Here is a 20,238-nt window from a genome sequence, read left to right as displayed (position 1 = left end):
AGGCTCTTATGGCCGCACTCTACATTCTGATCCCTGTTGCCGTGGTTCTCGTCGCACTGGCCATCTGGGTATTTTTCTGGGCAGTCGACAGCGGCCAGTACGACGACCTCGACGGCCCCGCCCACAGCATTCTGTTCGACGAAGAAGACCCCAAGCATCGCGCCGGCATCGAGCAGGCGGACGCCGCGCGGGATGAGGGGAACTCCGACCGTGGTTGAGTTATTCCCTCTTCTGGTGTCGGCGCTGGTCCTCGGCCTGCTTGGAGGTGGGCATTGTCTGGGCATGTGCGGTGGCCTGATGGGCGCGCTGACCATGGCGATCCCGCCCGAGCAACGCGGCAGGCGCCTGCGTCTGCTGGCGGCCTACAATCTGGGCCGGGTACTCAGTTACGCCAGCGCAGGACTGCTCATCGGCATTGCCGGGTGGGCCGTGGCCAACAGCCCAGCCGCCATGGCGCTGAGAGTGGCAGCCGCACTCCTTCTGATCAGCATGGGCCTTTATCTGGCCGGCTGGTGGAGCGGCCTGACACGTGTCGAAGCAGTAGGACGAGGGCTGTGGCGCCATATCCAACCGTTCGCCCGTCGACTGATGCCGGTGAAAAGCGTGCCAAGAGCCCTGCTGCTCGGCGCGCTGTGGGGTTGGCTGCCGTGCGGCCTGGTCTACAGCACCCTGCTCTGGGCAGCAAGCCAGGGCGATGCGCTTGACAGTGCTTTGCTGATGTTGGCGTTCGGGATCGGCACATGGCCCGTGCTGCTGGCGACCGGCCTGGCCGCCGAACGCGTCACCGCTCTTTTACGCAAACGCGGCGTTCGGATGCTGGGCGGAGCCATGGTGATACTGTTCGGCATCTGGACCTTACCGGGCCCTCATCAGCACTGGCTGATGGGCCATGGTGCCAGCGCCCCGCAACAGCAGGCGCCGGCACACCATCACCCCTGAAGAAACCGCCGACAGGTGCTCGGGATCCGTCCCGTAGCCGACCTGCGCGCCTGTCGTTCCGTCAGGGTTCCTTGGGCAGTTGCCGCTTGTGTGCAGTCTTGTCGTACGTCTGGACGATGATGGTCGCTGCCTCCTCGGACACCGGGCGCCCTTGCAGAAACGCATCGATATCCTGATAGGTCACGCCATGGGCATCTTCGTCCGGCTTGCCGGGAGAAAGCTCCTCGAGATCAGCGGTCGGCACCTTCTTGACCAACTGTTCGGGTGCCCCTAACGCGGCGGCGAGTTCGCGAACCTGATGCTTGACCAGGCCAGCCAAGGGGGTGAGGTCGCAGGCGCCATCACCGAACTTGGTGAAGAACCCCATGACGGCCTCGGCTGCGTGATCGGTGCCGATGACCAGCCCGTGGCGCGCGTTGGCGATGGTGTACTGGGCCACCATGCGCATACGCGCCTTGGTGTTACCAAGCACGAAGTCGCGCTTCTCAGGGGGCAGCGCGTCGAGCGCCTCGGTGGCGCGGGACAAGCCCTGGACGGCCGCCCCGATATTGACCGTATGGCATTCGTCCGGCTTGATCGAGTCGACCGCCAGCTGCGCCTCGTCTTCGTCATGCTGAACCTGATAAGGCAGCCGGACAGCGATGAAGCGGTAATCGTCGCCCTCCCCTGCAGCACGCATGCCTTCGACCGCACGCTGTGCGAGCAAGCCGGCGGTGGTCGAATCGACACCGCCGCTGATCCCGAGGACCAACGTTTTCATGCCAGATTCGCGCAGGCATGACTGGAGGAAGGCGACACGCCGATCTATCTCGGCCTGTACCGCTGCCGGGCCATCGAACGGCGGGCAGACATTGAGGGCGGCAGCGATCTCTTGCTGGCGGCTGTGCATGAATTTCTCCTGTGCGGATGAGCGAATGGGTTCGCAAGGCCCGTTTGGTTAATCCGACCATAATTCAGCGAATAAATCTCTCACTACGTATCGCCGGTGTCTGCGCGGACTGCGGGGTCCGGGCTCGCTTGATACAGGTCAAGTTTACGCAGCTGCGCCCAACCTAGAATCCCGTCACCGCCGTCAACCCGAGAACGTAAGATGCTCGACGCCATTCGCTGGGATGCCGATCTGATCCATCGTTACGATCAGGCTGGGCCGCGCTATACATCCTATCCGACTCCCTTTCAGTTCAGTGGCAAGCTGGGCTCCTTCGAACTGCTGCACGGCCTGCGCCGAAGTCGGCACGCCGGCCGACCGCTTTCGCTGTACCTCCATCTGCCGTTCTGCTCGAGCGTCTGTTATCACTGCCGCTGCAACAAGGTCATCACCGAGGATCGCAACCGGGCGTCGTCCTACCTGCAGCGGCTCGAAAAGGAAATCGAGATGATCGCTCGCCACCTCGGCCCAGACCAGGTGGTCGAACAGGTGCATCTCGGCGGCGGCACGCCGACCTATTTCAGCCACGGCGAGTTGCGACGGCTCATGGCGCATCTTCGTAAACATTTCAACCTGCTGGAAGACGATCATGCCGACTTCGGCATCGAGATAGATCCGCGAGAAGCGGATTGGCCGACGATGGGAATGCTGCGCGAGCTTGGCTTCAATCGCGCCGTCATCGGCCTGCCCGACATCGATTCGCACGTGCAGAAGGCAATCAACCGAACCCAGACGTTCGAGCAAACCCAGACGATCATCGAAGCGGCGCGCACCCTGCAGTACCGCTCGACCCACCTCGACATCGTCTATGGACTGCCGCTCCAGACGCCCGAACGATTCGCGCGAACGGTAGACGCCGTCATCGCGTTACAGCCGGACCGTGTCTCCGTTTCCTACTATGCGCATATCCCTGAACGGTATATGGCGCAACGTCGAATCGATGCCGCCGACCTTCCGGCCTCAAGCGAAAGACTTGCGATGCTGCGGCACAGCGTCGAACAACTGACCCGTTCCGGCTACCGCTATATCGGCATGGATCATTTCGCGCTGCCAGACGACGAACTGGCGATGGCCCAGGAGGACGGCAGGCTGCAGCGCAACTTTCATGGCTATACCACCCATGGCCACTGTGACCTGATCGGCCTGGGCGTTTCGGCGATCAGCCAGATCGGCGACCTGTACTGCCAGAACAACAGCGATATCACCCTGTACCAGCAGTCGCTGGACCAGGGTCAACTCCCGACGGTACGCGGGCTGCGATGCAACGAGGACGACAAGATCAGGCGCCAGGTCATCCAGGCACTGATGTGCGACTTCGAGTTGCGGTTCGAGGACATCGAACGAGACTACGGGATCTGTTTCAAGACTTACTTCGAGAAAGCCTGGCCCGCCCTCGAACAGATGGCCACTGATGGGCTGATCCAGCTCGAGGATGACACCCTCGTGATTCTACCGGCCGGACGCCTGCTGGCTCACTCGGTGTGCATGCCGTTCGACCACTACCTGCCCGCGCACCCCGCTCCGCGATTGTCCAGGGCTATCTAATAAGGTCACCGGCTTAAGGACGCGCCGCGATCGTCGTCGAATTTGGCTTAACACGCCTGCCTGAGTTAATCTTACATGCCCCGTAAGGTTTTTCAGGAACCGCCAATGTCCGAGTCGATCAAGGTCCGCAAACTGCCGCAAGCTCATTGCAAGGATTGCAGCCTTTCCGGCCTGTGCCTGCCACTTTCGCTGAACATGCAGGACATGGAAGCGCTGGATGACATCGTCAAGCGCGGACGCCCGTTGAAAAAGGGCGAGATGCTTTTTCGCCAGGGCGATGCGTTCGCTTCCGTATTCGCGATCCGTTCGGGCGCCCTGAGGACCTTCAGCGTCACGGATGCTGGCGAAGAGCAGATCACGGGCTTCCACCTTCCCAGTGAACTGGTCGGGCTTTCAGGGATGGACACTGAAACCTACCCGGTCTCGGCGCAAGCGCTGGAAACGACCTCAGTGTGCGAAATCCCATTCGATCGCCTCGATGAGCTCAGCGTGCTGCTGCCACAACTGCGCCGTCAGCTGATGCGAATCATGAGCCGCGAAATTCGCGACGATCAGCAGATGATGATGCTGCTGTCGAAAAAGACCGCCGATGAACGGATCGCAACCTTTCTGATCAATCTGTCGGCCCGTTTCAGCGCGCGTGGATTCTCTGCCAACCAGTTCCGTCTGCCCATGTCGCGCAATGAAATCGGCAGTTACCTGGGCCTGGCCGTCGAAACCGTCTCACGGGTCTTCACCCGTTGCCAGGCGAGCGGCCTGCTCGAGGCTGAAGGCAAGGAAGTTCGCATTCTAGACTCCGGTCGGCTATGTGCCCTCGCGGGCGGGAATATGGACGCATAGTGGAGCCGGTATGATTTTCGACGAGTTCTCGATAAAGACGCTGATTCGTCCTGTCCCGGATTTCCCGAAGCCAGGCGTGATATTCCGCGATATCACCCCGCTGCTGCAGTCGCCAAAAGCCCTTCGGATGGTGGCCGATAGCCTGATTCAACGTTATGTCGAAAGCGATTTCAGCCATGTTGGCGCGCTAGACGCACGTGGGTTCATCATCGGCTCGATCATCGCCTACGAACTGAATCGTCCCCTGATCCTGTTCCGCAAGAAAGGCAAGCTCCCAGCTGACGTGCTGGCTGCGTCCTACCACACCGAATACGGCGAAGCTCACCTCGAAGTGCATGCAGACAGTCTCTGCGAGGGTGATTCGGTATTGCTGCTGGACGACCTGATCGCCTCGGGCGGCACGCTGGTTGCCGCTGCGCAACTGGTTCGCCGAATGGGCGCGCAGATACATGAGGCTGCCGCGATCATCGACCTGCCCGAGCTGGGTGGTTCGCGCAAGCTGCAGGACATGGGCATTCCAACGTTCACGCTGACTGCATTCGAACTGAACGAGCGCTGATCGTGCTCCGCAAGACGATGAGCATCATCCGTTGCGCCGCATTGCTGGCGTTGTGCTCGCCATCGTTTGCGCTCGACCGCAACGCCCTGCTCGACGAGGCCAATGTATGGCTGTTGCCACGCGAGCGCCCATTGCCGAGCGTGGAACTGGTCGACGAGCACGGCCAGACCGCCACGACCGACTCCCTACGCGGCCGCTGGCACCTGCTGTTCTTCGGATTCACCGCCTGCCCTGACATCTGCCCCACGACCCTGAGCGACATGCGGCGACTGTTTGGCCAACTGCCTCCCACGGTCCGCGAGCGACTCCAACTGACATTGGTGAGCGCTGACCCTGCGCGCGACACACCCGAGGCGCTGCGCACCTATCTCGGTTACTACCGGGCGGGATTCAAAGGGCTGACGGGCGACATGGCGCAGTTGCAGAAACTGTCCAGGGCGTTGGGCCTGCCTTTCGTTCCGGCAGACAAAACCAGTGGCGAATACAGTGTCAGTCACAGCGCGAATATTGCCATCGTCGGGCCCGATGGCAGCCTGCGCGGCCATATCCGAGCCCCATTCGAACTGGATGGGCTGCGCCAGGCGCTACCGCAGATCATCGAGGCGGAGTAACACCTCAGGATCGACGGATCAGTGGCAGTCCAGGGTGTCGGCCAGCACATAGGCCTGAAAGGCGACTTCATCGATCCAGTGCTGTGTTATATCGGCCAGTGCCTGTTGCCCGTGCTTGCTTGCGATCAGATGCTCTATCCGCTGTTGCAGCGCCGCGTCAGACGCGTCGACTCGCAGGGGCGAGACCGCCTCGTCGGGCAGGGTCAGCAGCCGGTTGTAGCGCCGCCACTCGGGCAACACAGCGATCTGCTCCAGCAACAGGCGATCATCCACCACGGCGCGGCACTCACCGAGCTTCAGCCCGATCAGTGCTTGCGCTGCGCTGGGATAGACGCGAGCAATACCGCCGAAGCGGGACGCAACCACCTCGGCATGAGGGCTACCCGCCGTGACGCAAAACGGCTCGCCATCGAGGTCTGCCCACTGCCCAGGCCCCGCCTCGGCAGCTGCCAGCGCCGCGATCTCGCTTGAAAAGTAGACCGTCCCGGCGGCGACCGCACCGATTCGCAGATCGGGATGGACCGCGGTTTCGACCAGCGCGATCTCATTGCCCAGTTGCTCACCCAATGCGGCCAGCCAGGCCGCTTCGAATCCTTCTTGGAGCGGTTCCGCCTGCGCCGCCCTGAGCGGCCGATAATCGCCAGCCGGCACAGCCTGCAAGGGCGCCGCGGACGCCCAGACCGGCGCCATCAGGATTACTATCAGCCGCAGCAGGCATGACGTCACGGCGCACCTCTCATACGTACTGGTAGCGCAGCATCCGTTGCTTGAATTTTTCCAGTACGACCTGATCGATCAGCGTCGCGAGAATGGCAATGACCAGAATGTTCATCATTACCCCGGCCATGTCGGCTATCTCGCCGGAATACGCGAGCGAACGCCCAAGCCCCTGGCCAAAGCCGATCAGCATCTCTGCCGAGATCAGCGCCCGCCAGGCGTTACCGAAGGCCAGCTGTGCCCCGGTGATGAGTTCCGGCATGACCGCCGGCAGGTAGACCCGCCGCAACAATTGCCAACGCGAGGCACCCATCACCCGTGCCGCGGCCACGTGGACCGGTTGCACGCTTTCGGTAGCGTTCATGACCGACAACGCCATCGGAAAGAAGGCCGCCAGTGCGACGACCACGATGATCGGAAGGTTGCCGAAGCCCATCACGATCAGGAACAGCGGCACCCAGGCGATCGACGGAATCGACTGGAGAATCACGATGGCCGAGCGCAGGATTTCGCGGAAGAAGAACAGCACACCACCCAGCAGGCCAAAACCGATACCGAACAGCAATGCAAAGCTATAGCCGCTGCCGAGCCGGCTCATGCTGCCGTATAGCCCATCGCGGAACGCAGGCTCCTGGACCGTGGTGAACAAGCGCTCGAAAACGACCGGAATACCAGGCATCAGAAATGCCGGCAGACTCCATGCTGCGATCTGCCATATCAAAAGAATGAACAGAATCGCCAGGATCACGGCGAGATATTTTTTCGGACCGGTCAGACGACGTCCCTGGCTCATCAGTGCCCTACCTCCGTCTTGATCCCCAACAAACGTAGAATTTCCCGCCGCTCGGCAGCGAACTCGGAAAGATCGTGGCTCTTCTCGCAGTGGGTAAAGTTGAAGGTCTTCAGCACCCGCGCTGGGCGTGCACTGAACACCAATACGTGGTCAGCCAGGTACAGCGCCTCGTCTACGTCATGGGTGACCAACAGCACGGTGGGTTGATGCTCGTCGATCAGCTCGCGCAGCACATCCTGCAAGGCCATCCGTGTCAGCGCGTCGAGCGCACCGAAGGGCTCATCGAGCAACAGCACTTCAGGCTTGGCGATGAACGCACGCGCCAGCGCGGTACGCTGGCGCATGCCGCCGGATACCTGATGCGGGTAGTAGTGCTCGAAACCATCCAGGCTCACGCGCGTGAGCCAGGCTTTCGCCTGATCGAAGGCGTCAGCCTTGGCGACGCCTTGCAGTTCCAGCGCCATGGCTACGTTCGCCTGCAGCGAAAGCCAGGGATACAGGGCGTGCTCCTGAAAAACCAGCGTGCGCCGAGGACTCGGGCCAGGAATCTTCTTGCCATCGGCGAGCACGCGCCCGGCAGTCGGATTCTCCAATCCTGCCACAAGGTGCAACAGTGTCGATTTGCCACAACCGGAAGGCCCGACAAGGGCGACCAACTCACCTTGGGCGAATTCGCCATTGAAGCCTTTGATGACTTCCAGCTGCCCGAAATGCTTGTCTACTTCTTCAAACCTGAGTTGCATCGCGTTGAAGACCTCGAAAACTGCCCAATCAGACGGGCGTAATGACACTGCCCGGCGCTGGGGCCGGGCAGTGTGTGAAACGACCTGCTGGCGACCTAGAGTTCGCGGGCCTGTTGCCAGGACAAGTCCAGGATGGCGCTGGTATCGAACGGCTTGCCGTCGCGTGTCTTGAGCGACCCGAGGTCCTGAAGGATATCTGCCAGTTCCTGGATGCGCGCCAGATCGTCGCTGCCCAGCTTGGCGGTGAAGGTCTGGGTCGCGATGGCTTCTTCAATGACGACTTCGCGAGGCAGGTCGCCCCGGTTGAGCGTCTTCAGCGTTGGCTCGGCAATGAAGTAGTCAGCGATAAGCTTCGCCGCTTCGGCTGGCTGGTTTTCCAGCAGTTCGATGGCCTCGCGCTGTGCGTCCAGCGACTTCCAGACGTCATCCTTGCGCTTTTCCAGGGTTTCGCCGGATGTGATCACGACCATGCACGGGAATGGCCATACTTCGCCGATTTCGTAAATCTGTTCGACCGGCGCCACGAGCTGGGCAATGCGATCGTAGGGCTCGAAGAGAAATGCTGCATCGGCGCGGCCGGACACGAGGGACTGCACCGCGACTGCCGGGCTGGTGCCCATGATGTTGACATCGCTCGGCGCCAGGTTGGCGGCCTTCAGCGTAACGCCGCGCAGGACCGCGTCCGCCGTGCTGCCCTCTTTCTGCGAGGCAAGGATCTTGCCTTTCAGGTCGGCGATGTTCTCGATGCCGGTCCCTTCCCGCGCCACGATAGAGTGGTAGCCCTGCTGGGCACCGCCGACGACCTTGAGGTCTGCGCCTTTGGAGGCCCAGGCAACGGCGTTAGTAAAACCGAGAACGCCGGTATCCAACTGGCCGCCGATAATCGCCTTGATAAGATCGGTGCCCGAACTGAACTCGACCAGTTCTACGTCGAGCCCGTGTTTCTTGTACAACTCGCCTTCGTAGGCAACCATGGCCTGGGCATCATCCATCACACGGATGTAGCCGACCTTGAATTTTTCCTGCGCTTGCGCGACCGCGCCAAGCAGCAACAGAGCGGGAACCAGCCAGTATTTCGCCTTCATCAGAGACCTCGAGTTCGTCGGCAGCGTTACGCCACATATAACCAAATGAAAGCAATATAGATCATTTGGTTATTAGCCATTTCTGGCTTAGAACTTTACACGAACTCTGCCCGCATCGGCACTACTTGACAGCCATAAGCCACTAACCAGAAGTTATAAATCCCTAAAGCGTAATCGTCTTTCGGCCGGCGAACGCGTGAGCAAGGGTTCCGCCGTCGACCAGATCAAGCTCGCCCCCCAGCGGGACGCCATGCGCAATACGGCTGAGCGTCAGCCCCTTTGGAATCAGTAATTGCGCGATGTAATGGGCGGTAGCCTCGCCTTCCACCGTTGGGTTCGTCGCCAGTATGGCCTCGCTGAACTGGCCCTCAGCAACTCGCACCAGCAGCTCGGGAATGCCGATGGCCTCCGGCCCCAGCCCATCGAGCGGAGACAGATGCCCCTTGAGCACGAAGTAGCGACCGCGAAAGCCGGTCTGCTCGACGGCGAATACATCCACCGGGCTTTGCACGATACACAGCAGTGAATCGTCCCGCCGAGGATCGGCGCATTGGGGACAGAGCTCATCCTCGCTCAGGGTACGACACTGCCGGCAATAGCCCACCTCTTCCATTGCCCGCGTCAGTGCCTGGGCCAAACGCAGTCCGCCGCTGCGGTCACGCTCGAGCATTTGCAGCGCCATGCGCTGGGCGGTTTTCTGGCCGACCCCCGGAAGAATGCGTAGCGCATCGATGAGTTGACGAATCAGTGGACTGAAAGACATGAGGCACCGGGAGCGAGGATGAAACGAGACGGATCGGACGTTGAAGGGCGGCCGGACCAGGCTGCGTCCGGGCCGAGACAGGCGCCCGGACGCTGCGCCTGTCATGGCTCGCAGGGCTCTGCTGCCGGGGTGTCAGGACGACACCCTGCGCAGATCAGAACGGCATTTTGAAGCCCGGTGGCAACTGCATGCCATCGGTCATGCCCGCCATTTTTTCCTTGCTGTTCTGCTCGATCTTGCGCACCGCATCGTTGACCGCGGCGGCGATCAGGTCTTCGAGAATCTCCTTGTCCTCCTGCATCAGACTGTCGTCCAGGCTGACGCGTTTGACGTCGTGCCGGCCGTTCATCACGACACTTACCAGGCCGGCGCCAGATTGGCCGGTGACCTCGGCGTTGGCCAACTCCTCCTGCATCTTCTGCATTCTTTCCTGCATCTGCTGTGCCTGTTTCATCAGGCCGGCCATGCCACCTTTCATCATGGTATTTACCTCGGATCAGGGTTCGGAGTGTTCTACGGGTTCGATGGTACCGTCACGAATGACAGCCGCGAACTGTTGCATCAACTGCTGCACCACGGGATCGGCCTGGATCGATTGCTCTGCCGCCCGCTGGCGCTCACCGCGGCGTCGTGCGGCTGCCTGCGCGGGTGTTTCCTGCTGCGGTGTCTGCAACTCTATGTCCAGCTGCAATGTACGCCCGTGGTATTGATTGAGCGCATCGTTCAGGCGTCGATGCTGAGTTGCGTTGAATAGCGCGCTTTGCGCCGGGTCCAGGTGCATGAGCCAGCGATCGCCATCGACCGATACCAATGTGCAATTGGCCGCGATGCTGCCGGTCAATCCCCCCAGGCCAAGCTTCAGGTACATATCGAGCCACTCTGCGGCCAGCCCGGTTGCCGGCTCGATCGCCGGGGCTGGCTCGGCAGGCTGCGGCTCTGACGGCAGCTCATCCAGCCCATCGAGATAGGCTTCGGCCTGGGTTTCGACCTCGAAATAATCTTCATCGGTCAACGGCGGCTCGTCGTCGTCCGACTCGTTCACCTCGACCACCGCCGCCCGGTGCTCGGGCTCTTCGATCATTGCGGTCCGCTGCTCCAGCGCCTCGCTTTCCACCGCGACTGGCGGCGTGTCCGGTGGCTCGTTCCAGGGCACGTCCACAACCGGCACCACGGGCTCGGCTTTGGATTGCGGCGCCGCCGGTACCGATTCGACCTTGCCCGCGGCTGCCGATTCGGTCGCTCGAACAGGCGAGGTCACGACAGCGGCTTGCGCCGAAGACTCCGAGGGGGCGAGCGGCTCAGGTGCCGGCGCAGCCGATGTCGCCGTACCGGCCACCTGGGTTGCGCTGGAATCAGTCGTGGCCGGACTGACTCCCAGGTGCTTTAGCGGTGTTCGCGGCGCGTCGTCACTGTCGGCAGGGCGAAACGCAAGCATGCGCAACAGAACCATTTCGAAACCGCTACGCGGATCGGGCGCCAATGGCAGATCGCGTCGACCGATCAGGCCCATCTGGTAATAGAACTGAACATCTTCGGCCGGCAATGCCTGGGCCAGCGCCAGTACCCGGTCGCGATCGCCCTGGCCGTTGTCTACCGCTTCAGGCAGCGCCTGGGCCACGGCGACACGGTGCAGGACGTTGAGCATTTCGGCCAGCACACCGCCCCAGTCGGGACCCTGTTCGGCCAGATGACGAACCGCCTCCAGTAGTGCCCGGGCATTGCCTTCCAGAAGCGCCTGCAGCACACCGTAGACCTGGCCATGATCGAGGGTGCCGAGCATGCTGCGCACGTCGGCGGCGAGTACCTTGCCCTCGCCAAATGCGATGGCCTGATCGGTCAGGCTCATGGCATCACGCATGGAACCGTCAGCGGCGCGGCCCAGCAGCCAGAGGGCATCTTCTTCGAAGGGGACCTGCTCGACGCCTAGCACATGGGTCAGGTGCTCGACCACACGCTCGGGTGGCATGTTCTTCAGGGAGAACTGCAGGCAGCGCGACAGGATGGTCACCGGCAGCTTCTGCGGGTCCGTCGTGGCCAGCAGGAACTTGACGTGCGGCGGCGGCTCTTCGAGGGTCTTGAGCAGCGCGTTGAAGGAGTGTGACGACAGCATGTGCACTTCGTCGATCAGATAAACCTTGTAACGGCCACGGCTCGGTGCGTACTGCACGTTGTCCAGCAACTCGCGCGTATCTTCGACCTTGGTGCGACTCGCCGCGTCAACTTCGATCAGATCGACGAATCGGCCCTCGTCGATCTCCCGGCAGACCGAGCACTGCCCGCAGGGCGTGGAACTGATGCCGGTTTCACAGTTGAGGCACTTGGCGATGATCCGCGCGATAGTGGTCTTGCCGACCCCGCGAGTGCCGGTAAACAGATACGCATGGTGCAGGCGCTGGCTGTCCAGCGCGTTGATCAGGGCCTTGAGCACATGCGTCTGCCCGACCATTTCGCGGAACGAGCGCGGACGCCATTTACGGGCTAGTACCTGATAACTCATAACACCATCGCGGATAAAGCAGAGGACGGGTAATGCTAGCGGAGCAGGCCGGAAATTGCATCCAGCCCGTCACCGCCAACGCCAATGGCATCGCGATTACCGCTACGGCCGATTCACGGCTTCAAGGTTGCGCCCAGTGCCCGCACGAGTCGCTCAAGCTGGGGCTGCGCGGAATCGAACCCGACCTGCAGTCCATCTATTTCGCGGCGTGGCGGGTATCGCTTGCGCAACCGATCGAAACCTTCACGGCGCTGCGCCTCGTCTGCATTGAGGCTGCGACGGAATGCGGCATCGTCTCTTCGCGGGTCATAGACGGCTCGACAGACCGTTGCCAGCACATCCTCTGGCCTGGCCGAGGCGCCGAAGCAAAGCCCGCGCAGTGGCGCGGCGGGCATCAGTGTGGCCAGCGATACGGTCGGCTCCAGACCGCGGCTGGCGCAGAATGCCTGGTAGATCTGCGCCGTCCCGCGTAACTTGCCGTCCAGGCTGTAGCCCGCGATATGCGGTGTCGCGATCCAGCACAATTCCGCCAGCTCGACATCGACCTGCGGCTCCCCCTCCCACACGTCGAGCACGGCCTGGATATCGGGCCGCCCGGCCAACTGTTCGCGCAACGCTGCATTGTCGACGACGGCGCCGCGCGCGGCATTGATCAGCCAGCTCCCCGGGCGCAGCCGCTCCAGGCGTGCCCTGTCCAGCAAATGGAACGTTGCATGCTCGCCCTCCAGCGTCAGAGGTGTGTGAAGGCTGATGACGTCGCACTCTGCAAGTATCTCGTCGAGGCTGACGAACTCGCCGAGCTCGCGCGCCTGCCGGGGCGGATCGCAGACCCGTACATCCCAGCCCAGGCCGCGCAGGACCTCCACCAGTCGGCCGCCCACTTCGCCGGCGCCGACCACGCCGTAACGGCGATCGCCCAGTTCGACCCCTTCACCCTCGGCCAGCGCGAGCAAGCTGCCGAGCACGTAGTCGACTACGCCACGGGCGTTGCAGCCCGGTGCACTCGCCCAACCGATACCCGCCTCCTCGAAGTAATCCAGATCCAGATGATCGGTGCCTATCGTGCAGGTACCCACGAAGCGTACAGCGCTTCCTTCGAGCAGATCGCGGTCTACCCGTGTGACCGAACGGACCAGCAGCACATCGGCCTGCTCGACCGCCGCCGTGTTGATGCTTCGGCCCGGCATACGGCGAATCTCCCCGTGCTCGGCGAAGAAGGCGTCAACCAGCGGGATGTTTTCGTCGGCAAGGATACGCATGGGTGGCCTCCGTGTGTGATCGGCCCATTCTAGACCGCGCAGCGCCGTTGTGCTGCCTTCCCGAGAGGCTTGCTAGCGGCGTAAACTAGCGCGCTTCTGTATACAATCCGGAATGTCAGAAATGTCGACTGAGTTGAAACTCAGGCGAGTGCGCGTGGAGATGCGCACTCTTTTTGCCCTCGCCCTGCCGATGATGATCGCCCAACTGGCGAACACCGCGATGGGCTTCGTCGATACGCTGATGGCCGGGCGAGTCAGCCCTCACGATCTGGCCGCGGTCGCCTTGGGTAACTCCATCTGGGTCCCGGTGTTTCTGTTGGTGACCGGGATCATCCTGGCGACGACACCCAACGTCGCTCAGCGCTTCGGTAGCGACCAACACGAACAGATCGGCCCGTTGGTACGGCAAGCACTGTGGATGGGGTTCGGCATCGGAACGCTGTTCGCGTTGCTGATGTGGAATGCCGAACCGGTCCTGCACCTCATGCAGGTCGAAACGGCCTTGATCGACCCCACCATGGCGTACCTGCGGGCGGTCGCCTGTGGGTTTCCAGCCGTGGCGCTTTACCAGGTGCTGCGTTGCTACAGCGATGGGCTCGGTCATACCCGGCCCAGCATGGTGGTGGGCATCCTGGCGCTGACGCTGAACGTTCCGCTGAACTATATCTTCATCTACGGCAAGCTGGGCCTGCCGGCCATGGGGGGCGTCGGCTGCGGCTGGTCGACGGCTCTGGTCATGGGCTTCATGCTGCTTGCCATGTTGTTCTGGGTGCGACGCGCCGAGTATTACCAGCCAAGCCGGCTGTTCGCCCGCTTCGATTGGCCGGATTGGTCGGTACTGAGCCGCCTGCTGTCGGTTGGCGTACCGATCGGCGTCGCGGTGTTTGCCGAGGCCAGTATCTTCTCGGTCATCGCCCTGCTGATCGGTGGCCTGGGTGCAACCGTTGTGGCCGGGCATCAGATCGCGCTCAACTTCACCTCATTGATCTTCATGATCCCGCTGTCGCTGGGGATGGCCATCACCATCCGCATCGGGCAGGCGCTGGGGCGCGGTGCGCCGCGAGACGCACGATTTGTCGCGGGCCTGGGCGTTGTATCGAGCCTGGTCTACGCCTGTTTCTCCGCAGGCGCCATGCTCCTGTTCGGCGAGCAGATTGCCCGTATCTACACCACCGACCCCGCCGTGATCGCGGTCGCCGCGAGCCTGTTCTTCTACGCCGCGCTGTTCCAGTTCTCCGACGTGGTGCAAGTGACCGCCGCAGGCGCCTTGCGCGGCTACCAGGACACGCGCATGACGATGATCTTCACGCTCTTCGCCTATTGGGGGCTCGGTTTGCCGGTAGGCTACCTGCTTGGCCTGACTGAGCGATTCGGCGAGCCGAGCGGTCCAGCCGGGCTCTGGCAAGGGCTCATCGCAGGGTTGAGTTGCGCCGCGATACTGCTCACCGTCCGCCTGGTTCGCAGCGCCCGCCGCGAGATACGCCGGCAGCCGAGCCCGCTCGTTTCCTAGCGCTGCCTGGCCAGCGGGCTCAGACTTCCAGCGCCAGCATCACCGCGCTCATCAGCAGAAAGCCACTGAACAGGACGCGCAGCAGCCGTTCCGGCAGTGCATGGGCCAGTTTTACCCCCAGGCTGATGCTCAACAGCCCGCCGACGGCAAGCGGCAACCCCAACGACCAGTTGACTTGCCCATGGGTCGCGTAGGTGAACAATGTAACGGCAGTGCTGGGCGCCGCCAGAGAAAGCGAAAGCCCCTGCGCCACGACCTGGGAAGTTCCGAAGACGGCGGTCAGCACGGGCGTCGCGAGTACCGCACCGCCGACGCCGAACAACCCGCCCAACGCCCCTGCACCGGCGCCCAGCGCTGCAAGCCAGGGCCAGGGGTGACGCAGCTCGGTGCCGCCAGCCTGTGGTCGAAAGAACGCACGCGAGAGCGTATAGACCGCCAGGGCGACGAGAAAACCCACGAACGCGATGCGCATGCGCCCGGCATCCAGCGAAACCGCAATGGCGGCGCCTGCGATGGCAAAGCAGAAACTGGCGATACCCAATGCCGCCGCGTGACGGGGGTCGATACGATTGCGCTGGTGGTAGCGCCAGATCGCCAGCAATACGTTGGGCACCACCATCACCAACGCCGTGCCCTGGGCGACCTGCTGATCCAGACCGAACAACACGCCCACTACCGGAATCGCGATCAGGCCACCGCCGATGCCAAACAGACCGCCCAGCGTTCCCAGCGCCAGACCCAACACGACGTTCAGCCCGAATTCGACGAGTCCCATGAACCGCTCCGGATAAAAACGAACATGCTACCCAGGCCCTTATAGCGGGTATATGCATAAGCGCGCACAATGGCTTTGCATATTACGCATAGAGGCTGATGACATGGACACCCAGGCCCTGGCCGACCAATTCAGGCTGTTTCTCGACGTGCTGGACACCGGCAGTTTCTCCGCCGCGGCTCGCCTCCACGCGCTGACGCCCTCCTCCGTCGCGAGGCGCATCGACTCGCTGGAACGTTCGCTCGATTGTCAGCTGGTCAGCCGCAGCACCCATGCAATCAAGCCCACCACGGCCGGCCAGGTCTTTTCCGAACACGCCCGGCGCATCGTCCAGGAACTGCATCTGGCGCGGGCGGAAATGACCTCATTGCAAAGTGCCCCGGAAGGCCGTATTCGAATCGACGCGCCGGCGCCCTTCGGACGTCGTCACCTGGCACCCGCGCTTGCCGACTTCCTGCAGGCCTATCCAGGCGTCGACATCCAGCTGCGCCTGATAGACAGCTTCGTCGACCTGCAGGGCGAGCATCTGGGCGAGGTCGATCTGGTGCTGCGCATCGGGCCATTGGCTGACACGCGCCTGGTCGCCACTGCGCTGGCACCGATGATGCGCATCGTCTGTGCCAGCCCGGCGTATCTCCAGCAACGGGGCAGGCCGCGTACCGTCGAGGAACTGCCGGAGCATGACGGGCTGGACTGGGATGCGCTCGCGCCGCCCCACGCCTGGCGATTCGAACACGCCGGGAAACGACAGTTGCTTCGCCCGAGACGCCTGCGCATGGTTGCGAACAATGCCGAGGCACTGCTGTGCGGCACCTTGGCCGGCCTGGGAATCGCACATCTGCCGACCTGGCTGGTCAGCGATCACCTGCTGCGCGGCGAGCTGCTGCCGCTGTTCTGCGAACATGGACTGCCCGCCCCTGAGCCAAGCGGCATCTACGCACTGCGCCTGACCCGCGAAGCCGACTCCCGTAGTCGATTGCTGCTGGAGTTTCTGAAAAGCCGCTTTGGCCCGATCCCGCCATGGGACCAGGCACTGCAAAGCGGACTCGGTCTTGGTTGAAGTGAACGACGGTCAGACAGCGCAGCCTGAGATTTCCTGCGTCACGCCCCAGCCGTCGACGACACCGCCCAGCGGCTCGACCAGGTTCTCCAGGTCCTGCTCGAAGTCACCGATACCATCGAAGGTGGCATACATCACCTTGCTGACCTGAAGGTCCCAGGCGCCGTCATCACGGGGGGCAATCTGAGCGTTGACGCATTCACCGCGAAAACTGCTCGCGGCGGCGAAGGCGCGTTCACGGTCCGGGAACACGGCGTAGAACTCTATGGGATGCACGCGGGAAAAATCGAATCCTCCCTCTTTCATCCTCAAAAGCACGTTGCCGCTTACATCCTCATGGAAGGTGGTACTCATAAAACAACCTCCTCTCACTCATGGATGAACGATTTCAGGTATGAAAAGCCTTGTTCTGCCTCGTTGCGCGAACGACTGGGCAGTGCCAGCCGTGGGGTTGCCTGGTCAAAATGGGAAGTCAGAAGCGGAAGACCTTGCGGTATATCCAATAGGCCTCGGCGAAGCCGGGGAGTTCGATTCGACCGCAAAGACTCAGCGGGTACCGCATCACGCACCGCCGGCGGCATACAGCCGCCTTCCGAACATACGGCGAATGTGTCGCCGCCGCAATGGGCCCTTTCAGTCACAAGCGCCCATGCCTTTGCGGTCAATCGACAACGGGCGCTGCGATAAACGCCGCAGTGCACCGAACAGCTTAGCCGTTGCTGGGCTTGTTGATCGCCTGCAATACGTATTGAGGCAGCGCGAACGCGCCGAGATGGATATGGGGGTTGTAGTACCGGGTGACGATTCCGCTGCCAGCGAACCGTTGGCACAGGGTTTCAAGCGGCAGCTTGCGGCTGTCCGAGTCACAGGCACCCCAGGCGAAGGTCATGGCGCCGCCAATGTAGGTAGGGACCGCGGCCTGGTAGAAATGCCAATCGGGAAACAACCCGTTCATGCGCCTGGCGGTGGTCTGCACTTCAGCCAGTTGCATGAAAGGCGTGCCGTTCTGCGTGACCAGTATCCCGCCCTCGTTGAGGCAGCGGCGGCACGCCTGGTAGAAATTCTCGGAGAACAGCACCTCGCCCGGCCCGATGGGATCGGTCGAGTCGGAAATGATCACATCAAACTTTTCTTCGGTGGTCGCGACGAAGCGCATGCCATCATCGATCACCAGGTTCAGCCGGGGATCGTCGAACGCACCCTTGGAATGTTCCGGCAGGAACTCCTTGCACATGTCCACAACGGTGCCATCGATCTCGACCATGGTGATGCTCTCGACATCGCGATGCTTCGCCACTTCGCGCAGCATGCCGCCGTCGCCGCCGCCGATGATCAGCACGCGACGCGCCAGCCCGTGCGCCAGAATCGGCACGTGCGTGAGCATTTCGTGATAGATGAACTCGTCTGCCTCGGTCGTCTGGATCACCCCATCGAGCGCCATGACGCGCCCCATGCGTGCGTTTTCGAAAATCACCAGATGCTGATGCGCGGTGCGCACTTCATGCAGCATTTTGTCGATCCTGAAACGCTGGCCGTATCCCTCGTAGAGAGTTTCCTGATAGTCGCTCATGGGTGTCTCCCTGATGGATGGCGTAACGGACAAGCGGCGCGAATCGTCACGCCCGCCCACTGGCAAAGACGCGCATTCTACTTTGGTCATATGACAGGTGGAACCATCTGTTTTCAAAGCGCATCTGGTGAAGACAACCCCATCAATGCCGGCTATCGTCGACCCATGACCTCCATTCGGCTCCCCTTCAATCCACCCTGGAGCTGGTCGCAGTTCCACCAGCATTTCGCACTGCGCCTGTTACCCGGTGTCGAGTCGCTCGAATCCGACCGCTACAGCCGTACCGTGCGCGTCGGCGACAGCGCGGGCTGGCTCAGTGTCCGTTTCTCGGCAGTCCAGCCTGCGCTCGAACTGACGCTGAGCGATTCGCTACACGCGCACGCGCCACTGCTGGGCGCCCGGGTTCGCAAGATGTTCGATCTCGACGCCGATCCAGCCGCCATTACGCGCCATTTCACCAACGACCCCCAGCTCGGGCCGCTGGTCGGTGCCAGCCCCGCGCTGCGGCTGCCCAGTGCCTTCGACCCCTTCGAACAAGCCGTGCGAGCCATCATTGGGCAGCAGATCACGGTAAAGGCGGCGGTGACCATTGCGCGGCGTCTGGTAGATCGGTTTGGCGAAGAACTGCCTTCGCCAAGCCCCGATGGCGCCCTGCTCCGGCTGTTCCCTAGCGCCGCGGTAATCGCCAGCGCCTGCATGGAGAACATCGGCATGCCGGGCAAGCGCGTCGCAACCTTGCAGCGCTTCGCCGCCGCGGTGGCCGATGGCGCGCTTGAACTCCAGATCGGACAGGGGGCGGACGCGCTGGTCAGCCGGCTCTGCGAGCTGCCGGGAATCGGTCCTTGGACCGCCGAGTACATTGCGCTTCGAGGGTTCGGTGAAGCGGATGCGTTCCCGGCCGCCGACCTTGGCCTGCTAAAGGCGCCGTTATGGGGAAGCACGGGCATAACGGCCAAACAGCTGCTGGCACGATCACAGGCATGGCGGCCGTGGCGTGCATACGCGGCCGTGCATATCTGGCAAACCTACAGCGACGCCCTCATGGAGCCGAAGCGCAAGCAGCCTACGGGGGTGCAATCCTTGCCAACACGTGCGGTGGATCGTTGACCGGCAAGGCCAGCACGATCCCCTCACCGGAACGCGGGAACACACCGGTCAGCGCCGTTATGTTGACCTGGTGCGTGACGAGCACGACGGGTGGTTCAGGCGACAGCGAATTGATCAACCGGCGCAACGCCGCGGTCTGGGTTGCGCCCTGACCGGGCCGATCGAAGAAGGAGTCAAGCACCGCAACGGGTTCGACTGGCGCCAATGCCATCCGCCGGGCCGTCTCCAGAGCCCGGCACCACCGACTGCTGAGAATCCTCGGGCTGGAGACGCCGTTCTGGCGAAGCAAGTCGCCCCAGCGCTTCGCCTCCGAGCGCCCTGCTTCGTCGAGATTGCGCTGCGTGGCGCAGTCTTCCAGCACGAAACCCGGCGGATCGGCATATCCGGGCGCCGTTGCGTGCCGCAGTATCAGAACGGCCCGCCCTTCACGCAACATCGACCACGCCGCATGCTCCTGGGCGCCAGCGCCAGACACGGCTGACAACAGCAACGCAAGCGCCAGCGTTCGCACACCGATTACAACCTGACCCTGGCCAGGTGCCCGGCAGCGACCAGCCACATGATCAGCCCCACCACCGGCAACAGCACGATGACAAGGCTCCAGATGATCTTGCGTCCAGGTTCGATGCGCGTGCGCCAGACCTGGATGATGGCGATGACGTCAGCGATCGCCACCGCCAATGCCAGCAGCGCACTCCAGGTCTCCATCGGTCAGGGCCTCAGGTTCCGGTCATCGGGACGATTGCCACGCGGTCCCATGATGCCCCAGATGATCAGGCCCAGGACCGGCAGAATGACGATCAGCAACACCCAGAGGGCCTTTTTGCCAGTGGTGCTATCGCTACGGAGCACGCTGACGATGGCCCAGATATCCAGTGCAAGGATAAGCAGGCCGAAAATACCGCCGAAAGCATCGGTCATGGCAAGACTCCAAAGT

24 protein-coding genes are annotated in these 20,238 nt (G+C 62.4%); 9 read left to right on the top strand and 15 right to left on the bottom strand.

Annotated elements, in window-relative coordinates; translation table 11 throughout:
- Positions 1 to 8 precede the first annotated feature (8 nt).
- Positions 9 to 218, top strand: a complete 210-nt coding sequence (gene ccoS / locus GQA94_RS12240; RefSeq protein WP_158188281.1) for a cbb3-type cytochrome oxidase assembly protein CcoS — start codon at positions 9 to 11, stop codon at positions 216 to 218.
- A complete protein-coding gene (locus GQA94_RS12235; protein ID WP_158188280.1) occupies positions 211 to 939 on the top strand; it encodes a sulfite exporter TauE/SafE family protein in 729 nt (242 codons plus the stop codon). Before ccoS ends, GQA94_RS12235 begins: the two co-directional genes overlap by 8 nt.
- Positions 940 to 1,000: 61 nt before the next feature.
- Here GQA94_RS12235 and nadE read toward each other — a convergent pair whose 3' ends face one another.
- Positions 1,001 to 1,828 carry an ammonia-dependent NAD(+) synthetase gene (gene nadE, locus GQA94_RS12230; RefSeq protein ID WP_158188279.1) on the bottom strand — a complete coding sequence of 276 codons (828 nt, stop codon included), beginning with the start codon at positions 1,826 to 1,828 and terminating at the stop codon, positions 1,001 to 1,003.
- A gap of 201 nt (positions 1,829 to 2,029) precedes the next feature.
- Here nadE and hemN point away from each other — a divergent pair, with 201 nt between their 5' ends.
- From hemN to GQA94_RS12210, 4 genes are all read left to right on the top strand, one after another.
- Complete coding sequence (gene hemN / locus GQA94_RS12225; RefSeq protein WP_158188278.1) at positions 2,030 to 3,412, top strand: oxygen-independent coproporphyrinogen III oxidase; 1,383 nt, start codon at positions 2,030 to 2,032, stop codon at positions 3,410 to 3,412.
- Positions 3,413 to 3,517: 105 nt separating this feature from the next.
- Positions 3,518 to 4,252 carry a fumarate/nitrate reduction transcriptional regulator Fnr gene (gene fnr, locus GQA94_RS12220; protein WP_158188277.1) on the top strand — a complete coding sequence of 245 codons (735 nt, stop codon included), beginning with the start codon at positions 3,518 to 3,520 and terminating at the stop codon, positions 4,250 to 4,252.
- A 10-nt stretch (positions 4,253 to 4,262) separates the two neighbouring features.
- Positions 4,263 to 4,811 (top strand): adenine phosphoribosyltransferase, encoded by a 549-nt coding sequence (locus GQA94_RS12215; RefSeq protein WP_158188276.1) that lies wholly within the window; start codon positions 4,263 to 4,265, stop codon positions 4,809 to 4,811.
- A 17-nt stretch (positions 4,812 to 4,828) separates the two neighbouring features.
- Positions 4,829 to 5,422 carry an SCO family protein gene (locus GQA94_RS12210; RefSeq protein ID WP_158190094.1) on the top strand — a complete coding sequence of 198 codons (594 nt, stop codon included), beginning with the start codon at positions 4,829 to 4,831 and terminating at the stop codon, positions 5,420 to 5,422.
- An 18-nt stretch (positions 5,423 to 5,440) separates the two neighbouring features.
- On the opposite strand, the gene GQA94_RS12205 is transcribed toward GQA94_RS12210, so the two are convergent.
- From GQA94_RS12205 to pdxB, 8 genes are all read right to left on the bottom strand, one after another.
- Complete coding sequence (locus GQA94_RS12205; RefSeq protein WP_158188275.1) at positions 5,441 to 6,148, bottom strand: transporter substrate-binding domain-containing protein; 708 nt, start codon at positions 6,146 to 6,148, stop codon at positions 5,441 to 5,443.
- Positions 6,149 to 6,158: 10 nt separating this feature from the next.
- Entirely contained in the window at positions 6,159 to 6,932 is a 774-nt protein-coding gene (locus GQA94_RS12200; protein WP_158188274.1) for an ABC transporter permease, read from the bottom strand.
- A complete protein-coding gene (locus GQA94_RS12195; RefSeq protein ID WP_158188273.1) occupies positions 6,932 to 7,675 on the bottom strand; it encodes an ABC transporter ATP-binding protein in 744 nt (247 codons plus the stop codon). The genes GQA94_RS12200 and GQA94_RS12195 overlap by 1 nt, the downstream gene beginning before the upstream one ends.
- A gap of 95 nt (positions 7,676 to 7,770) precedes the next feature.
- Complete coding sequence (locus tag GQA94_RS12190; RefSeq protein ID WP_158188272.1) at positions 7,771 to 8,760, bottom strand: ABC transporter substrate-binding protein; 990 nt, start codon at positions 8,758 to 8,760, stop codon at positions 7,771 to 7,773.
- Positions 8,761 to 8,923: 163 nt separating this feature from the next.
- Positions 8,924 to 9,523: a recombination mediator RecR gene (gene recR / locus GQA94_RS12185; RefSeq protein WP_158188271.1), complete on the bottom strand. Its 600-nt coding sequence runs from the start codon at positions 9,521 to 9,523 to the stop codon at positions 8,924 to 8,926.
- A 154-nt stretch (positions 9,524 to 9,677) separates the two neighbouring features.
- A complete protein-coding gene (locus GQA94_RS12180; RefSeq protein ID WP_158188270.1) occupies positions 9,678 to 10,004 on the bottom strand; it encodes a YbaB/EbfC family nucleoid-associated protein in 327 nt (108 codons plus the stop codon).
- 15 nt (positions 10,005 to 10,019) lie between these two features.
- The gene (gene dnaX / locus GQA94_RS12175) at positions 10,020 to 12,020 is read right to left on the bottom strand and encodes a DNA polymerase III subunit gamma/tau (protein ID WP_158188269.1); all 2,001 of its coding nucleotides are present in this window, start codon (positions 12,018 to 12,020) and stop codon (positions 10,020 to 10,022) included.
- Positions 12,021 to 12,133: 113 nt separating this feature from the next.
- Positions 12,134 to 13,279, bottom strand: coding sequence for a 4-phosphoerythronate dehydrogenase PdxB (gene pdxB / locus GQA94_RS12170; protein WP_158188268.1), 1,146 nt, complete (start codon positions 13,277 to 13,279; stop codon positions 12,134 to 12,136).
- A gap of 121 nt (positions 13,280 to 13,400) precedes the next feature.
- Here pdxB and GQA94_RS12165 point away from each other — a divergent pair, with 121 nt between their 5' ends.
- Entirely contained in the window at positions 13,401 to 14,789 is a 1,389-nt protein-coding gene (locus GQA94_RS12165) for an MATE family efflux transporter (protein ID WP_158188267.1), read from the top strand.
- 19 nt (positions 14,790 to 14,808) lie between these two features.
- Here the strand turns inward: GQA94_RS12165 and GQA94_RS12160 are convergent, their stop codons facing one another.
- Positions 14,809 to 15,564, bottom strand: a complete 756-nt coding sequence (locus GQA94_RS12160) for a sulfite exporter TauE/SafE family protein (protein WP_158188266.1) — start codon at positions 15,562 to 15,564, stop codon at positions 14,809 to 14,811.
- Positions 15,565 to 15,667: 103 nt separating this feature from the next.
- On the opposite strand from GQA94_RS12160, the gene GQA94_RS12155 reads away from it, so the two are divergent.
- Positions 15,668 to 16,624, top strand: coding sequence for a LysR family transcriptional regulator (locus GQA94_RS12155; protein WP_158188265.1), 957 nt, complete (start codon positions 15,668 to 15,670; stop codon positions 16,622 to 16,624).
- A 12-nt stretch (positions 16,625 to 16,636) separates the two neighbouring features.
- Here the strand turns inward: GQA94_RS12155 and GQA94_RS12150 are convergent, their stop codons facing one another.
- Both GQA94_RS12150 and speE read right to left on the bottom strand, forming a co-directional pair.
- Complete coding sequence (locus tag GQA94_RS12150) at positions 16,637 to 16,978, bottom strand: ribonuclease E inhibitor RraB (RefSeq protein WP_158188264.1); 342 nt, start codon at positions 16,976 to 16,978, stop codon at positions 16,637 to 16,639.
- A gap of 355 nt (positions 16,979 to 17,333) precedes the next feature.
- The gene (speE, locus tag GQA94_RS12145) at positions 17,334 to 18,194 is read right to left on the bottom strand and encodes a polyamine aminopropyltransferase (protein ID WP_158188263.1); all 861 of its coding nucleotides are present in this window, start codon (positions 18,192 to 18,194) and stop codon (positions 17,334 to 17,336) included.
- Positions 18,195 to 18,359: 165 nt separating this feature from the next.
- On the opposite strand from speE, the gene GQA94_RS12140 reads away from it, so the two are divergent.
- Positions 18,360 to 19,301 carry a DNA-3-methyladenine glycosylase family protein gene (locus GQA94_RS12140; protein WP_158188262.1) on the top strand — a complete coding sequence of 314 codons (942 nt, stop codon included), beginning with the start codon at positions 18,360 to 18,362 and terminating at the stop codon, positions 19,299 to 19,301.
- Here GQA94_RS12140 and GQA94_RS12135 read toward each other — a convergent pair.
- From GQA94_RS12135 to GQA94_RS12125, 3 genes are all read right to left on the bottom strand, one after another.
- On the bottom strand, positions 19,258 to 19,737 hold the full coding sequence (locus GQA94_RS12135; RefSeq protein ID WP_233270153.1) for a histidine phosphatase family protein: 480 nt from the start codon (positions 19,735 to 19,737) through the stop codon (positions 19,258 to 19,260). The two genes, GQA94_RS12140 and GQA94_RS12135, sit on opposite strands and share 44 nt — an antisense overlap.
- Positions 19,738 to 19,817: 80 nt before the next feature.
- A complete protein-coding gene (locus GQA94_RS12130; RefSeq protein WP_158188261.1) occupies positions 19,818 to 20,009 on the bottom strand; it encodes a PLD nuclease N-terminal domain-containing protein in 192 nt (63 codons plus the stop codon).
- 3 nt (positions 20,010 to 20,012) lie between these two features.
- Entirely contained in the window at positions 20,013 to 20,222 is a 210-nt protein-coding gene (locus GQA94_RS12125; RefSeq protein WP_021207933.1) for a PLD nuclease N-terminal domain-containing protein, read from the bottom strand.
- Positions 20,223 to 20,238 lie beyond the last annotated feature (16 nt).

This window comes from Stutzerimonas stutzeri (assembly GCF_009789555.1).
Taxonomy (GTDB): domain Bacteria; phylum Pseudomonadota; class Gammaproteobacteria; order Pseudomonadales; family Pseudomonadaceae; genus Stutzerimonas; species Stutzerimonas stutzeri_R.
This window is presented reverse-complemented; position numbering and strand designations above follow the sequence as displayed.

Coding starts and splice junctions, on each gene's coding strand:
- ccoS (WP_158188281.1), top strand. CDS start 9: ATGGCCGCACTCTACATTCTGATCCCTGTTGCCGTGGTTCTCGTCGCA.
- nadE (WP_158188279.1), bottom strand. CDS start 1,828: ATGCACAGCCGCCAGCAAGAGATCGCTGCCGCCCTCAATGTCTGCCCG.
- hemN (WP_158188278.1), top strand. CDS start 2,030: ATGCTCGACGCCATTCGCTGGGATGCCGATCTGATCCATCGTTACGAT.
- fnr (WP_158188277.1), top strand. CDS start 3,518: ATGTCCGAGTCGATCAAGGTCCGCAAACTGCCGCAAGCTCATTGCAAG.
- GQA94_RS12215 (WP_158188276.1), top strand. CDS start 4,263: ATGATTTTCGACGAGTTCTCGATAAAGACGCTGATTCGTCCTGTCCCG.
- GQA94_RS12210 (WP_158190094.1), top strand. CDS start 4,829: ATGAGCATCATCCGTTGCGCCGCATTGCTGGCGTTGTGCTCGCCATCG.
- GQA94_RS12200 (WP_158188274.1), bottom strand. CDS start 6,932: ATGAGCCAGGGACGTCGTCTGACCGGTCCGAAAAAATATCTCGCCGTG.
- GQA94_RS12195 (WP_158188273.1), bottom strand. CDS start 7,675: ATGCAACTCAGGTTTGAAGAAGTAGACAAGCATTTCGGGCAGCTGGAA.
- GQA94_RS12190 (WP_158188272.1), bottom strand. CDS start 8,760: ATGAAGGCGAAATACTGGCTGGTTCCCGCTCTGTTGCTGCTTGGCGCG.
- recR (WP_158188271.1), bottom strand. CDS start 9,523: ATGTCTTTCAGTCCACTGATTCGTCAACTCATCGATGCGCTACGCATT.
- GQA94_RS12180 (WP_158188270.1), bottom strand. CDS start 10,004: ATGATGAAAGGTGGCATGGCCGGCCTGATGAAACAGGCACAGCAGATG.
- dnaX (WP_158188269.1), bottom strand. CDS start 12,020: ATGAGTTATCAGGTACTAGCCCGTAAATGGCGTCCGCGCTCGTTCCGC.
- pdxB (WP_158188268.1), bottom strand. CDS start 13,279: ATGCGTATCCTTGCCGACGAAAACATCCCGCTGGTTGACGCCTTCTTC.
- GQA94_RS12165 (WP_158188267.1), top strand. CDS start 13,401: ATGTCGACTGAGTTGAAACTCAGGCGAGTGCGCGTGGAGATGCGCACT.
- GQA94_RS12160 (WP_158188266.1), bottom strand. CDS start 15,564: ATGGGACTCGTCGAATTCGGGCTGAACGTCGTGTTGGGTCTGGCGCTG.
- GQA94_RS12155 (WP_158188265.1), top strand. CDS start 15,668: ATGGACACCCAGGCCCTGGCCGACCAATTCAGGCTGTTTCTCGACGTG.
- GQA94_RS12150 (WP_158188264.1), bottom strand. CDS start 16,978: ATGAGTACCACCTTCCATGAGGATGTAAGCGGCAACGTGCTTTTGAGG.
- speE (WP_158188263.1), bottom strand. CDS start 18,194: ATGAGCGACTATCAGGAAACTCTCTACGAGGGATACGGCCAGCGTTTC.
- GQA94_RS12140 (WP_158188262.1), top strand. CDS start 18,360: ATGACCTCCATTCGGCTCCCCTTCAATCCACCCTGGAGCTGGTCGCAG.
- GQA94_RS12135 (WP_233270153.1), bottom strand. CDS start 19,737: ATGTTGCGTGAAGGGCGGGCCGTTCTGATACTGCGGCACGCAACGGCG.
- GQA94_RS12130 (WP_158188261.1), bottom strand. CDS start 20,009: ATGGAGACCTGGAGTGCGCTGCTGGCATTGGCGGTGGCGATCGCTGAC.
- GQA94_RS12125 (WP_021207933.1), bottom strand. CDS start 20,222: ATGACCGATGCTTTCGGCGGTATTTTCGGCCTGCTTATCCTTGCACTG.